Source organism: Pseudomonas sp. IT-P44 (assembly GCF_949768225.1).
Taxonomy (GTDB): Bacteria; Pseudomonadota; Gammaproteobacteria; order Pseudomonadales; family Pseudomonadaceae; genus Aquipseudomonas; species Aquipseudomonas migulae.
Window position 1 is genome coordinate 29,121 of record NZ_CATKQM010000030.1, and the last position, 13,888, is coordinate 43,008.

Sequence of the window (13,888 nt, forward strand, 5' to 3'; positions counted from 1 at the left end):
CTTCCTTCAGGGAGTGAGGTCCAGTCGAGAGAGAGGCTTATAGCCTGCCCGCATCAGCTCAGTTTCGCTGTACGCCCGACGGCAAACGCCGCCGCAAGACGCATTGGCCGCTGATTCGATTACGGTATGGAAGCGTCCTTTCGGGCCGTTTGCGGTGCTTTCGAGAAGCCGAACATGTGATCCAGATTTGTTGACGATATCGCCGGGCCGCAGGTCCTCCCAAAGGACTGCGGCGCTTACTTTGGCATCTGGCAGGCTACGAGTTGTGTAGTAGGCCCCTGTTTGCCAGGCGTAGGAGACAAAACCTGAACAGTCCAGGCCCGTCGCGCCGGGATAGACGCAATTGGAATTGCGGCATGTGCAGTCCGAGCCCGCCAGCCTGCCGTCATTGAGGTGCTGCTTGAAGGTGTCGAGTGAACTGGCGTAACCGCCCCAGCGGTAGGGGATGGCCGTGACTTCCTTCTCCAGCAGCGCATCCAGCCGGCTGGGGCGGTGCCAGGTATTGGCCGTGGGGTTACAGAGGTTGGGAACCCCGGCTCGGCTGTAATTATTGGCATGCATGACCCACTTCAGCTCCAGCGCCTCGCGCGCCTTTTTCAAGATGCTCTGGCGGCTGACCTGTTGCAGGGCGACCAGGCCGACAGCGCTGGTTCCGTTCAACTGCTCCAACTGCTTGAGTGTGTCCTGTTCCGAGGCGATCAGCGCCACATCGGTGGGCCGGGCAATGGCCACCGGCTTGGCGGTACCGACTTTGGAAAACACCACGGGCTTGACGGTGACTGTCCCATCCTTGGCGAATGAAAGGCCGACGACCACACCGTTGGTCAATCGCGCGAAGGGGCGGCGGATATTACACGCGTAGGCATCGGGCGGCATGTACGCCTCGGCGGTGGGCGTGCCTTGCGCATCGGTTGTGATCAGGCGCACGAAGCTCAGTTCTTCGGGCGCTTTCACGGTTTCCTGCGTCGCAATCAGCGCGCCGTCATTGGCGCTAGCCCAGAGCATGCGCACATCGACCAGGCGTCGCTGAGAGGAAACGCTCGTCTGCTTGAACCCTGTGGTGGACAGTGCGTTGCTGCCCACTGCAAGCGTGGGCTTTTCCAGTTTGAAATCAAAGGACGCTGCGGCCACCTGGCCTGGGTCGGTGAGCGCGCCCAACAGCTTGCTGTCGATATTGATGGGCACCTGTTTGCCGGCGAGGTTCTCGAGCGTGAGCTGGCTGTCTGACAGCACCACGAAGCGGGGGGCGCCCGACTCGGGGTCGTAGCCGGTGGACGTGCGCGAGCTGACCTTGGCCGGCGCTGAAACCAGGGCCACGTCGCCCAGCGCGCCGGCCACCACATAGCCGGACGTCGTCGCGATCAAATCGACAGGGTCGAGCAAGTCGGAGGGCAGCTTGATTTCCGTGGCTGCCTTTGTACCGACGATCAGGATCTTCTGGTTGACGCTGTCCAGAATGGCCAACTGGCCATCGGGGCCAGGGGCGATGGTGGCCGGCCCCCTGCATTCTTCGTTGGGAATGCGCTCAACACCGACCTGGCCGACGTCATTGCCTATTGGCAAGTCAAGCGGACCGGTGATTTGAGCTTGAGTGACAGTGGATGGAAGTATGGTGGCTAGCAATACAACCCCGCAGCAAAACCTGGCGAGCATAGAACCTCCCACTGGCTATAGCGTAAATGCCGTTTACTGCTGGCGTGTGCTGTCAGTAGGCTAGCACTGCTTCCGTTTTCCTCAAGGTGAGATATCAATATAACGGCATGTAGTTCCGAGCGATGTTCGATTGCCTGGTAATGATAAATGTACGGGTCAATGACAAGCGGCGACGGTTCCGCTCTCTAGATGGGTGGGCGCGAGATGATGGGTGATTTGCTCGTAGTGTTCGCACGTATAGGCCGCCCGCAATTCGTGGAAGCCTTTGAGGTGGTGCTGATGGAGGAGGTGTCGGGCGGGGCGGACTTGAAGGGCGAAAACGGTTGGTACCCACCGGAATCCGACGGAATGCCAAAACGAAAAAACCCGCCAAAAGGCGGGTTTTTTCGGGTGTTTCAGAGACCTTGGAAGCTTTCTCTGGAACCTTGTATGGCTCCACGACCTGGACTCGAACCAGGGACCCAGTGATTAACAGTCACTTGCTCTACCAACTGAGCTATCGCGGAATGGCGTGTATGTTACTGATTCAAAAAGAGAAGTCAAGCACCTGTTGGCAATTTGAGCGATTCGTCGGGACGGACGGCGGTTTATCGGTGATTGGCGGTTACCAGAATCGCACCAGAGGTCTACCATGGCCGCCCGGAAGTGGTGACACGCGCTGCCGGCCATTCGCCGAAAAGGTACGCGCCATGAATCACCCAACCCTCACACTTCGCCACAACGAGGTGTTCGCATGAGCATCGCTCAGATCAGCCTGCCCAAAGGCGTCGGTCCGCACGCCGAAAAACTGTTCGACGCAATCACTCAGGCCAGCACCGCTGACGAATTGAATCGCGCTGGCGGCAAGGCCGAAGGTTTTGTCCTGGGCCTGGAAAGCACCAAGGCCATCAAAAGCCAGGTCGCCGAGTCGCTGTACGTCGCTTATGACGATGCAGCCAGCCAACGCGCGACCGAACTGGCTTAACCGCCGAACGTAATGGTGGCGAGCATCAGTTTGGCGTACAGCAGTGTCGCGCCCAGTTGAACCAGCCACAGCGCCAGGCCGCCAAGAAAGACCCCCGCAGCCACTTGCAGCACCAGGTTGTTGCCGCGTTTGGCCGGGGTGCGGGGGATGAAGTCATTCAGCTCATCCAGGTCATCGCGCTCAGCGCGCAGGTCATCGTTTTTCATATCGGCTCACATCGAATTCAGTGGTGTACACAAACCTTGTAGGAGCCGGCTTGCTGGCGATTGCGTCCGTCCAGCCAATAAATAAGTTGACTGACCCACCGCTATCGCCAGCAAGCCGGCTCCTACAGGGTAGATGTGTGCAGTCTAGAGGGCTTGGTTGGCGGGTTGAGAATTATCTGCGGCCAATAAAAAACGGGAAGCCCAAGGGCTTCCCGTTTTGTTTAGCGCTTGAGGACTCAGATCACCGCAACGATGGCCTTGGTCACCACGTCGATGTTGCTCTGGTTCAACGCCGCCACGCAGATGCGGCCGGTGTCCAGGGCGTAGATGCCGAACTCACTGCGCAGACGGGTCACTTGCTCAACCGTCAGGCCGGAGTAGGAGAACATGCCGCGCTGACGACCGACAAAGCTGAAATCGCGCTGAGGAGCCTGTTTCGCCAGCAGGTCAACCATCTGGGTGCGCATGCCGCGAATCCGCAGGCGCATTTCGGCCAGTTCTTCTTCCCACTGGGCGCGCAGTTCCGGGCTGTTCAATACAGCGGCAACGATGCTTGCACCGTGGGTCGGCGGGTTGGAGTAGTTGGTGCGGATCACGCGCTTGACCTGCGACAGCACGCGCGCGCTTTCTTCTTTCGATTCGCTGACGATCGACAGGGCACCAACGCGCTCGCCGTACAGCGAGAACGATTTGGAGAACGAGCTGGAAACGAAGAAGGTCAGGCCCGACTCAGCGAACAGACGCACGGCTGCGGCGTCTTCGTCGATGCCATCGCCAAAGCCCTGGTAGGCCATGTCGAGGAACGGCACGTGACCTTTGGCTTTCACCACCTCCAGAACGTTTTTCCAGTCCGCCGGGCTCAGGTCAACACCGGTCGGGTTGTGGCAGCAGGCGTGCAGCACAACGATCGAGCCGGACGGCAGGGCGTTCAGGTCTTCCAGCAGGCCGGTACGGTTAACGTCGTGGGTCGCGGCGTCGTAGTAACGATAGTTCTGCACCGGGAAACCAGCGGTTTCGAACAGCGCGCGGTGGTTTTCCCAGCTCGGGTCGCTGATCGCCACGACGGCGTTCGGCAGCAGTTGCTTGAGGAAGTCGGCACCGATTTTCAGCGCGCCAGTACCGCCAACGGCCTGAGTGGTGATGACGCGGCCAGCAGCGATCAGCGGCGAGTCATTGCCAAACAGCAGTTTTTGCACGGCCTGGTCGTAGGCAGCGATGCCGTCGATCGGCAAGTAGCCACGGGAAGCGTGTTGAGCGACGCGAATCGTCTCGGCTTCGACAACGGCGCGCAGGAGTGGAATTCGCCCCTCCTCGTTGCAGTAAACACCGACCCCCAGGTTGACCTTGTTGGTACGGGTATCGGCGTTGAATGCTTCGTTGAGGCCCAGGATTGGATCGCGTGGTGCCATTTCGACAGCGGAGAACAGGCTCATTTTTGCGGCGGCTCTGAATGGAGTGTGGAGGGACGTGTCGCGCTCCAGCCGAATGCACTAGAGCGGTGCACAAACGGGGAGCTAGTATAGAGGTCATCCGCGATTGATGGCGACAGTCGATTCGGCTTTTACCGTAAGTTTTTCCGATTATTTTTCGACCGTTAGTCGATTGATCGCGTCAGAGGCTTCAAGGGATGTAGGACGTTTGCCTTGAAAGCGAGGGCAATCGACTCCACATTGAGCACAATCCAGTTTTTTCCTCGGGCGACGTCGGTCGTTTGCGGTCTTTCTCGTTCCTGTCCGGTTTGACCGCGTACGGGTGAACCCAGAGGTATTTCATGTCTGAATTCCAGCTAGTCACCCGCTTCGAGCCCGCCGGCGACCAGCCGGAAGCTATCCGCCTGATGGTCGAGGGCATCGAGGCCGGGCTGGCGCACCAGACGTTGCTCGGTGTGACCGGTTCGGGCAAGACGTTCAGCATCGCCAACGTTATCGCCCAGGTTCAGCGCCCGACGCTGGTGCTGGCGCCGAACAAGACCCTGGCCGCGCAGTTGTACGGCGAATTCAAGGCGTTTTTCCCGAACAACGCTGTCGAGTATTTCGTTTCCTACTACGACTACTACCAGCCTGAAGCGTATGTGCCGTCCTCGGACACCTTCATCGAGAAAGACGCCTCGATCAACGATCACATCGAGCAGATGCGACTCTCGGCGACCAAAGCGCTGCTGGAGCGCAAGGACGCGATCATCGTCACCACGGTGTCGTGCATCTACGGTCTGGGCAGTCCGGAAACCTATTTGAAAATGGTGTTGCACGTGGATCGTGGCGACAAACTCGATCAGCGCGCCTTGCTGCGCCGTCTCGCCGATCTGCAGTACACCCGCAACGACATGGATTTCGCCCGTGCGACCTTCCGCGTGCGCGGTGATGTGATCGATATCCACCCGGCAGAATCCGATTTCGAAGCGATCCGAATCGAGCTGTTCGACGACGAGGTCGAGAGCCTGTCGGCCTTCGATCCGCTGACGGGCGAGGTGATTCGCAAGCTGCCGCGTTTCACCTTCTACCCGAAAAGCCACTACGTGACGCCGCGAGAAACCCTGCTCGACGCCATCGAGGGGATCAAGGTCGAATTGCAGGAGCGCCTGGAATACCTGCGTTCCAACAACAAACTGGTGGAGGCGCAGCGCCTCGAACAACGTACCCGTTTCGACCTGGAGATGATTCTCGAACTGGGCTACTGCAACGGCATCGAAAACTATTCCCGCTACCTGTCGGGTCGCGATCCAGGTCAAGCGCCGCCGACCTTGTTCGATTACCTGCCGGCCGACGCCTTGCTGGTGATCGACGAATCCCACGTCAGCGTGCCGCAAGTCGGCGCCATGTATAAGGGCGACCGCTCACGCAAGGAAACGCTGGTGGAATACGGTTTCCGCCTGCCGTCAGCGCTGGACAACCGGCCAATGCGCTTCGACGAGTTCGAAGGCATCAGCCCGCAAACGATTTTTGTCTCGGCCACGCCGGGCAACTACGAGGCGGAACACGCCGGGCGTGTCATTGATATGGTGGTGCGTCCGACCGGCCTGGTGGACCCGCAAATTGAAATCCGCCCGGCGTTGACCCAGGTCGACGATCTGCTTTCGGAAATCACCAAGCGCGCTGCAGTGGATGAGCGGGTATTGGTCACGACGCTGACCAAGCGCATGGCCGAAGACTTGACCGATTACCTGGCCGACCATGGCGTGCGCGTACGTTATCTGCACTCGGACATCGACACCGTGGAGCGCGTGGAAATCATCCGCGATTTGCGCCTCGGCACGTTTGATGTGCTGGTGGGGATCAACCTGTTGCGTGAAGGCCTGGACATGCCGGAAGTGTCCTTGGTGGCGATTCTCGATGCGGACAAGGAAGGCTTCCTGCGTTCCGAGCGCTCGCTGATCCAGACCATCGGTCGTGCGGCGCGTAACCTCAACGGTCGGGCGATTCTGTATGCGGATCGCATCACCGGTTCCATGGAGCGGGCGATCGGTGAAACCGAGCGTCGTCGCGACAAGCAGATCGCCTTCAACCTGGCCAACGGCATTACGCCGAAGGGTGTGTTCAAGGACGTCGCCGACATCATGGAAGGCGCCACCGTGCCGGGTTCGCGCAGCAAGAAGCGCAAAGGCATGGCCAAGGCTGCCGAGGAAAACGCCAGGTACGAAGCGGAATTGCGTTCGCCGGGGGAAGTCGCCAAGCGGATCAAGGCGCTGGAGGAGAAGATGTACCAGCTGGCTCGCGACCTGGAATTCGAAGCGGCGGCGCAGATGCGCGACGAGATTGCCAAGCTGCGGGAGCGGTTGATCGCGGTTTGAGATTTGTGGCGAGTATGCGGGCCTCTTCGCGGGCAAGCCTCGCTCCTACAGGTCTTGTGTCGTTTTTCAATTATGCGAACGACACAAAACCTGTAGGAGCGAGGCTTGCCCGCGAAGGCCGCACCACCGATCTAATGGGCCTCACTGGCCTTGATCCCCGCCGGCAACTGCTTGGTCAACAACACCGCAATCATGCTGATCCCCAGCGCAATCCCGACAAAGTGAAACGCATCGTTGTAAGCCATGATCGACGCCTGTTGATGGGCAATTTCACTGAGCTTGCCCAGCGCCGCCGCTTCACTGCCTAACCGGTCCGTCAGCGACGCCATGCGCTCGGCGACCTGCGGGTTGCTCGGCACAATCGATTCACGCAAATAATCAAAGTAGGTCTTGGTTCGCGCATCCAGCAACGTGGCGAGGAGGGCGATGCCAATGGCGCCGCCGAGGTTGCGCAGGATGTTGAACAGGCTCGATGCCGAGCCAGCGTCCTGCGGCAGGATATACGCGGTGGCGATCAGCGAGATGGTCACCATGATCAGGGGCTGGCCGAGTGCGCGGATGATCTGGATCTGGTTGAACTGCGGTCCGGCGAAATCCGGGTTCAGCACCCCCGAGGAAAAACTCGCCAGGCCGAACAAGCCGAAGCCCAAGGTGCACAGCCATTTCGGCGAGATGACCTTCATCAGCTTCGGCACCAGCGGAATCAGGAACAGCTGCGGCACGCCCATCCACATGATCACTTCGCCGATCTGCAGGGCGTTGTAGTTCTGGATCTGCGCCAGGTACAGCGGCAACAGAAAGATCGAACCGTACAACCCGACCCCCATTCCCAGGCTGGAAATACTCGACAAGCCGAAATTGCGATTGCCCAGGATCCCAAGGTTGATCAGCGGATTGGGTTTGGAAAACTGCACGATCACAAAGGTGATCAGGCTGATCAGCGCGATGCTGCCCAGGGTCACGATCAGGTTTGATTCCAGCCAGTCTTTGCGATGGCCTTCCTCCAGAAAAACCTGCAAACAACCGAGGCCGATACCGAGCGTAAGAATCCCCATGTAGTCGGTGCTTTTCAGCAGTTCCCAGTGCGCTTCTTTTTTCTCCAGGCCATACATCAGGCCGGCGATCATGATCAGGCCCGGCGGGATGTTGATGTAGAAGATGTATTCCCAGCCCCAGTTTTCCGTCAGCCAGCCGCCAAGTGTCGGGCCGATGGAGGGCGCGAAGGTTGCGGTCATGGCGAACATGGCCATGCCTTTGGCGCGATGGTGTTCGGGAAGCTTGATCAGCGTCAGGGTGAACGCCAGCGGGATCAGCGCGCCGCCGGTGAAGCCTTGCAGCGCGCGGAAAATGATCATGCTTTCCAGGCTCCACGCCATCGAGCAGAGCAGGGACGAGGCAAGAAATCCAAGCGAAACCCACACCGCCAGACGGCGTGCGGACAGCAGCTGCACCAGCCACGCCGTCAGCGGAATCATTATGATTTCCGCGACCAGGTACGACGTGGAAATCCATGAGCCTTCTTCCAGCGTCGCCGACAGCGCGCCTTGAATGTCCTTGAGCGACGAGTTGGTGATCTGGATATCGAGCACCGCCATGAAGGCGCCGAGCATCACGCTCATCACGGCGATCCAGTCCCGCCGGGTCGGTTCGCCGGCCGGGCGGATCAGTTGATCACCGGCCATCGTCAGGGGTGTCTTTGATGTTCACTTTGGCGGTGACCGACATGCCCGGACGAATCTTGCCGTGCAGCGGGTTGTCCGCGGCGAAGGTCAGTTTTACCGGAATCCGTTGTACGACTTTGGTGAAGTTGCCCGTGGCATTGTCCGGCGGCAGCAGGCTGAACTGTGCGCCCGAGGCGGCGAACAGGCTGTCGACCCGCGCTTCGATTGGCGTGTCGCCGTAGGCGTCGAAGGTCAGTTCGGCTTTCTGGCCGGGCTGCATGTGACCGATTTGGGTTTCCTTGAAGTTGGCCTGAATCCAGATGTCCTGATCCGGGACGATCGACAGCAAATAAGCGCCGGCCTGCACATATTGGCCTTCGCGGGCGGCGCGCTGGCCGATCATGCCGCTGATGGGCGCGTGGATTTCGCTGCGGGTCAGGTTCAATTCCGCCTGGGCCAGATCGGTCTTGGCGTTGGCGATCATCGCGTCGAGGCGCTTGATCTCGGCGCTGAGGGAGTTGACTTGCTGGCGCTGACTTTGTGCGTCTGCCTGGGCCTTGGTCACCTGCGAGCGGGCGATGTGGGTATCGGCGGAAAGGGTGGTCACGCGCTCTTCCGACACGTAGCCGGGTTTGCGCAGGGTTTGCGCGCGGGACAGGTCAATCTGCGAGCGACCGAGGCTGGCCTGGCTGGATGCGACTTGCGCTTCGCTGGAGGCGATCAGGCTGGCTTGCTGCGTCAGTTTGCTCTGGGCTTGCAGGCGTTCGGCCTGGCGGGTGGCGAGGGCGGCGTTGGCGCGGTCGACAGCGAGGTGGAAATCATCGCCTTCGAGCTTGATCAGCAACTGGCCCTTTTCGACGTGCTGGTTGTCCTGTACCAGCACCTGATCGATGCGAGCGCCCAACTGGCTCGACACACGGGTGATCTCGCCCTGGACATAGGCGTTATCGGTGCTTTCATAAAACCGTCCCTTGAAGAACCACTGGGCAAACAAGGCCCCGGCAATCAACAGGACGATCAGCAGGAAAATAGACAGGCGACGCTTGAGTTGGGCAGGCATGGGGCAAACTGTAGTCGAGAAATTGTAAGGAAAGTTATCAGCAGGCGAATTTGGCATACAGTCGATAGTGGGTAAATGCCATCGGCTGATAATCCACCATTCATCCCGGCCCAGGCCCGTTGTAGACGCAAACTTGGCTTAAATGCCCTGCTCACTGGAGCCGGGCGGGCAACGCCTGTTACCATTCGCCCTTTGTTTTATCTTCATTTCGAGACTTGCCATGACCACCGTCCGCACGCGCATCGCGCCATCGCCTACCGGGGACCCCCACGTAGGTACCGCTTACATCGCTTTGTTCAACTACTGCTTTGCCAAGCAGCACGGCGGTGAGTTCATCCTGCGGATCGAAGACACCGATCAGTTGCGTTCGACCCGCGAGTCCGAACAGCAGATTTTCGACGCCCTGCGCTGGTTGGGCATCGACTGGAGCGAAGGCCCGGACGTCGGCGGCCCACACGGTCCTTACCGTCAAAGCGAGCGCGGCGATATCTATCAGAAGTATTGCCAGCAATTGGTCGAGATGGGCCATGCCTTCCCGTGCTTCTGCACCGCTGAAGAGCTGGACCAGATGCGCGCCGAGCAAATGGCTCGCGGCGAAACCCCGCGGTACGACGGTCGTGCGCTGCTGCTGTCCAAGGAAGAAGTTGCACGTCGCCTGGCCGCTGGCGAACCGCACGTGATCCGCATGAAAGTGCCGAGCGAAGGCGTGTGCGTGGTGCCGGACATGCTGCGTGGCGACGTCGAGATCCCGTGGGATCGCATGGACATGCAAGTCCTGATGAAGACCGACGGCCTGCCGACGTACTTCCTGGCCAACGTGGTCGATGACCACCTGATGGGCATCACCCACGTGCTGCGTGGCGAAGAATGGCTGCCTTCGGCGCCAAAACTGATTCTTCTGTACGAATACTTCGGCTGGGAACAACCGGAGCTGTGCTACATGCCGCTGCTGCGTAACCCGGACAAGAGCAAGCTGTCCAAGCGCAAGAACCCGACCTCGGTGACGTTCTACGAGCGCATGGGCTTCATGCCGGAAGCGATGCTCAACTACCTGGGGCGCATGGGCTGGTCGATGCCGGACGAGCGCGAGAAGTTCTCGCTGCAGGAAATGGTCGACAACTTCGACCTGAGCCGCGTCTCCCTCGGTGGGCCGATTTTCGACATCGAGAAACTGTCGTGGCTCAACGGCCAGTGGCTGCGTGACCTGCCGGTGGAAGAGTTCGCCAGCCGCTTGCAGACCTGGGCGCTGAACCCCGAGTACATGATGAAGATCGCGCCGCACGTGCAGGGCCGCGTTGAAACCTTCAGCCAGGTCGCACCGCTGGCCGGGTTCTTCTTCGCCGGTGGCGTGAACCCGGATGCCAAGCTGTTTGAATCGAAGAAATTGTCGGGTGATCAGGTTCGTCAGTTGATGCAGTTGATTCTGTGGAAGCTGGAAAGCCTGCGTCAGTGGGAGAAGGACAGCATCACCGCGACCATTCAAGCGGTGGTCGAGTCCCTGGAATTGAAGCTGCGTGACGCCATGCCGCTGATGTTCGCAGCGATCACTGGTCAGGCGAGTTCGGTGTCGGTGCTGGATGCGATGGAAATCCTCGGCCCGGACCTGACGCGTTTCCGTCTGCGCCAGGCCATCGACCTGCTCGGTGGCGTGTCGAAGAAGGAAAACAAGGAGTGGGAAAAACTCCTGGGCAACATCGCCTGATGAACACCGTCCTGTAGGAGCGTTGCTTGCTCGCGAAGAACGATGACGCGGTGTGCCAGACACACCGAGGCGTCCCGTTCGCCGGCAAGCCTGGCTCCTACAGATCGATGTATACCCCGGATTTACGGGGGGAGGGCGGTAAGTGATTGTTATGTCGGCAAAAAACTTTGGAAATTGTTAAAAATAAATTTGACACGTTTCCGAAGCGCCATTAAGATTCGCCCCGTCCTCAGCGATGAGGGGCTATAGCTCAGCTGGGAGAGCGCTTGCATGGCATGCAAGAGGTCGACGGTTCGATCCCGTCTAGCTCCACCAATTTACACTTCAAGGTCTGGCCACACCGGCCTTGAAGCGATCAACACTCAGCGTTGATCTGTTGTATAGAAGGGTTTGCGTCCCCTTCGTCTAGTGGCCTAGGACACCGCCCTTTCACGGCGGTAACAGGGGTTCGAGTCCCCTAGGGGACGCCAGTTTTACAGAAGCGATGTCGCAAGATGCCGCTCCGCCGCGAGGCGAAAAATCCGGGGCTATAGCTCAGCTGGGAGAGCGCTTGCATGGCATGCAAGAGGTCGACGGTTCGATCCCGTCTAGCTCCACCAATTTTACAGTTCAAGGTCTGGCCACACCGGCCTTGAATCGATCAGCTCTCAGCACTGATCAGTTGTATAGAAGGTTTTGCGTCCCCTTCGTCTAGTGGCCTAGGACACCGCCCTTTCACGGCGGTAACAGGGGTTCGAGTCCCCTAGGGGACGCCACGATTACCCGCTCTGCGGGATTTTATAAGGGTCATTCAATTATTGAATGGCCCTTTTGTTTGTCTGGCGTTTGGCCAAATCCCCCATTTCTCTCAAACTGTTCTTCAGACCAGCGGTCACATCTACGACTTGCGGAAAATTATTATGAGAATAATATTCTAGTCGTAATATTCGGAGGCAACGATGAACGATAAAAAAGCTCAAACCCGCGAACGCATTCTCAAGGCCGCCAGCGCAGCACTGATTCAGCGTGGCCCGGCCGAACCGAGCGTGGGCGAAGTAATGGGCGCAGCCGGCCTGACGGTTGGCGGCTTCTATGCGCACTTCGAAAGCAAGGACGCGATGATGCTGGAAGCGTTCAAGCAACTGCTCGGTCACCGCCGTAGCTTGATCGCCGACATGGACGCCGAGTTGACCGGCGAAGAGCGTCGCGCGTTGGTGGCGGCGTTTTACCTGTCACGCAAACACCGGGATTCCTCTGAATCCGCGTGCCCGATCCCGGCCTCCGTCGGCGAGCTGGGACGCCTGCCGGACGCATTTCGGGTGGCGCTGAATGAACACGTGGAAATGATGGTCGCGCAGTTGGCGGCCAGCCCGGAAGACGCCGACAAAGCCTTGGCCGACATGGCCTTGATGGTCGGTGGATTGGCTCTGGCACGGGCGCTGGGGCCGGGAGAGTTGTCTGATCGATTGCTGCGTGCCGCCAAGTCGGCGGTGCTATGACCTGAAGGCAATGGCCTGAGGAGTGAGAGCGATGAGCACGTTAAAGTGGGTTCGTGGCGTTAATGGCACCTTGGGCTGGTTTGCACCGAAACTGGTCGCGAGCAAAATGCGACTGGCGTTCATGACGCCGCGGGATCTGCCGCCGCGTGATTGGGAATTGCCGTTACTGGCGAAATCCGAGCGCATCACACTCCGTTTCGGCCTCTCGGCGTTGCGCTGGGGGCAAGGCCCGGCGGTCTTGCTGATGCACGGTTGGGAAGGTCGGCCAACGCAGTTTGCCAGCCTGATCACCGCGCTGGTTGACGCCGGCTATACCGTAGTCGCCCTGGACGGTCCGGCTCACGGTCGCTCGCCGGGCAACGAAGCCAACGTCGTGCTGTTCGCCCGGGCCATGCTTGAGGCCGCTGCCGAGTTGCCGCCGCTGCAAGCGGTCATCGGTCACTCGATGGGCGGTGCCAGCGCCATGCTCGCCGTTCAGTTGGGCCTGCGCACCGAAACCCTGGTGACCATTGGCGCTCCGGCGCGGATTCTCGGGGTTCTGCGCGGTTTCGCCCGCTACGTGCGGCTACCGCCAAAAGCCCGTTCGGCGTTCATTCGCCAAGTCGAAAAAGATGTCGGCATGCGCGCGGCTGCATTGGATGTCTCGCGTTATCAGCTCGACATGCCTGGCCTGATCGTTCATGCCGAAGACGACAACTTCGTCCCGGTCAAGGAATCCCAACTGATCCACGAGGCCTGGTTCGACAGTCGCTTACTGCGGCTGGAGGAGGGCGGTCATCAACGGGTGCTTGCCGACCCGCGGGTGATTGATGGCGTGTTATCACTGCTGGCCGGTCGCAGCCTGCAATCGCGCCAATCGGCCTGAGCATCCGTTACACTGCCCCGGTCGACATCATTTGACCGGGAGTGGGGCATGGGCTGGGATCGGGCAACGCCATTTATCATTGATCTTGCGGTGGACGCCGAGGACATCGATGGGTTGGGTCACGCGAATAACGCGGTGTACGTGACCTGGCTCGAACGCTGCGCCTGGCGCCACTCGCAGCGGCTCGGCCTCGATCTGGTCGAGTACCGGCGGCTGGATCGGGCGATGGCGGTGGTGCGGCACGAGATCGATTACCTGGCGGCGGCCTATGAAGGCGATGAGTTGCAATTGGCGACCTGGATCGTCGATTGGGACCAGCGCCTGAAAATGACTCGGCACTTCCAGCTCAAGCGCCCGAGCGACAACACCACGTTACTGCGCGCGCAAACCACGTTTGTCTGCATTGAGCTGTCCACGGGCAAACCCAAGCGCATGCCGGCGGAGTTCATCGAAGGTTACGGCCCGGCGTTGCAAGTCGCGATTTAATTGAACCCTTCGCGGGCAAGTCGGAT

11 protein-coding genes, 5 tRNA genes and 1 pseudogene are annotated in these 13,888 nt (G+C 59.7%); 10 read left to right on the forward strand and 7 right to left on the reverse strand.

What is annotated here, in order from left to right:
* Positions 1-6: 6 nt before the first annotated feature.
* The 3 genes and pseudogenes from ACM6IO_RS17005 to ACM6IO_RS17015 form a co-directional block, all read right to left on the reverse strand.
* A complete protein-coding gene (locus ACM6IO_RS17005) occupies positions 7-1,653 on the reverse strand; it encodes a hypothetical protein (protein ID WP_414911910.1) in 1,647 nt (548 codons plus the stop codon).
* A gap of 195 nt (positions 1,654-1,848) precedes the next feature.
* Positions 1,849-1,959, reverse strand: a pseudogene (locus tag ACM6IO_RS17010) (integrase); the annotation flags it as partial.
* Positions 1,960-2,083: 124 nt separating this feature from the next.
* A tRNA-Asn gene (locus ACM6IO_RS17015) sits at positions 2,084-2,159 on the reverse strand.
* Positions 2,160-2,386: 227 nt separating this feature from the next.
* Between ACM6IO_RS17015 and ACM6IO_RS17020 the strand changes: the two genes are divergently transcribed.
* Entirely contained in the window at positions 2,387-2,617 is a 231-nt protein-coding gene (locus ACM6IO_RS17020; protein ID WP_008007186.1) for a hypothetical protein, read from the forward strand.
* Here the strand turns inward: ACM6IO_RS17020 and ACM6IO_RS17025 are convergent.
* Both ACM6IO_RS17025 and ACM6IO_RS17030 read right to left on the reverse strand, forming a co-directional pair.
* Positions 2,614-2,823, reverse strand: a complete 210-nt coding sequence (locus ACM6IO_RS17025) for a hypothetical protein (RefSeq protein ID WP_192226340.1) — start codon at positions 2,821-2,823, stop codon at positions 2,614-2,616. The two genes, ACM6IO_RS17020 and ACM6IO_RS17025, sit on opposite strands and share 4 nt — an antisense overlap.
* Before the next feature lie 236 nt (positions 2,824-3,059).
* Entirely contained in the window at positions 3,060-4,256 is a 1,197-nt protein-coding gene (locus ACM6IO_RS17030) for an amino acid aminotransferase (RefSeq protein ID WP_008028323.1), read from the reverse strand.
* 338 nt (positions 4,257-4,594) lie between these two features.
* Between ACM6IO_RS17030 and uvrB the strand changes: the two genes are divergently transcribed.
* Complete coding sequence (gene uvrB, locus ACM6IO_RS17035) at positions 4,595-6,610, forward strand: excinuclease ABC subunit UvrB (protein WP_008028321.1); 2,016 nt, start codon at positions 4,595-4,597, stop codon at positions 6,608-6,610.
* A gap of 131 nt (positions 6,611-6,741) precedes the next feature.
* Here the strand turns inward: uvrB and ACM6IO_RS17040 are convergent, their stop codons facing one another.
* Positions 6,742-8,232, reverse strand: a complete 1,491-nt coding sequence (locus ACM6IO_RS17040; RefSeq protein WP_414911913.1) for an MDR family MFS transporter — start codon at positions 8,230-8,232, stop codon at positions 6,742-6,744.
* A gap of 49 nt (positions 8,233-8,281) precedes the next feature.
* The gene (locus ACM6IO_RS17045; RefSeq protein ID WP_008028317.1) at positions 8,282-9,331 is read right to left on the reverse strand and encodes an HlyD family secretion protein; all 1,050 of its coding nucleotides are present in this window, start codon (positions 9,329-9,331) and stop codon (positions 8,282-8,284) included.
* A 220-nt stretch (positions 9,332-9,551) separates the two neighbouring features.
* On the opposite strand from ACM6IO_RS17045, the gene gltX reads away from it, so the two are divergent.
* The 8 genes from gltX to ACM6IO_RS17085 all read left to right on the forward strand — a co-directional run bounded on the left by gltX (position 9,552) and on the right by ACM6IO_RS17085 (position 13,862).
* Positions 9,552-11,033, forward strand: coding sequence for a glutamate--tRNA ligase (gene gltX / locus ACM6IO_RS17050; protein ID WP_008037650.1), 1,482 nt, complete (start codon positions 9,552-9,554; stop codon positions 11,031-11,033).
* Between the two features lie 239 nt (positions 11,034-11,272).
* Positions 11,273-11,348: transfer RNA gene (locus tag ACM6IO_RS17055), tRNA-Ala, on the forward strand.
* A 79-nt stretch (positions 11,349-11,427) separates the two neighbouring features.
* Positions 11,428-11,503: transfer RNA gene (locus ACM6IO_RS17060), tRNA-Glu, on the forward strand.
* 53 nt (positions 11,504-11,556) lie between these two features.
* A tRNA-Ala gene (locus ACM6IO_RS17065) sits at positions 11,557-11,632 on the forward strand.
* An 80-nt stretch (positions 11,633-11,712) separates the two neighbouring features.
* Positions 11,713-11,788 (forward strand) — tRNA-Glu (locus ACM6IO_RS17070).
* A gap of 183 nt (positions 11,789-11,971) precedes the next feature.
* Positions 11,972-12,511, forward strand: a complete 540-nt coding sequence (locus ACM6IO_RS17075; protein WP_192226344.1) for a TetR/AcrR family transcriptional regulator — start codon at positions 11,972-11,974, stop codon at positions 12,509-12,511.
* Between the two features lie 31 nt (positions 12,512-12,542).
* Positions 12,543-13,376 carry an alpha/beta fold hydrolase gene (locus tag ACM6IO_RS17080; RefSeq protein WP_008037646.1) on the forward strand — a complete coding sequence of 278 codons (834 nt, stop codon included), beginning with the start codon at positions 12,543-12,545 and terminating at the stop codon, positions 13,374-13,376.
* Positions 13,377-13,424: 48 nt separating this feature from the next.
* Positions 13,425-13,862, forward strand: coding sequence for an acyl-CoA thioesterase (locus ACM6IO_RS17085; RefSeq protein ID WP_008037643.1), 438 nt, complete (start codon positions 13,425-13,427; stop codon positions 13,860-13,862).
* The last annotated feature ends 26 nt before the right edge of the window (positions 13,863-13,888 follow it).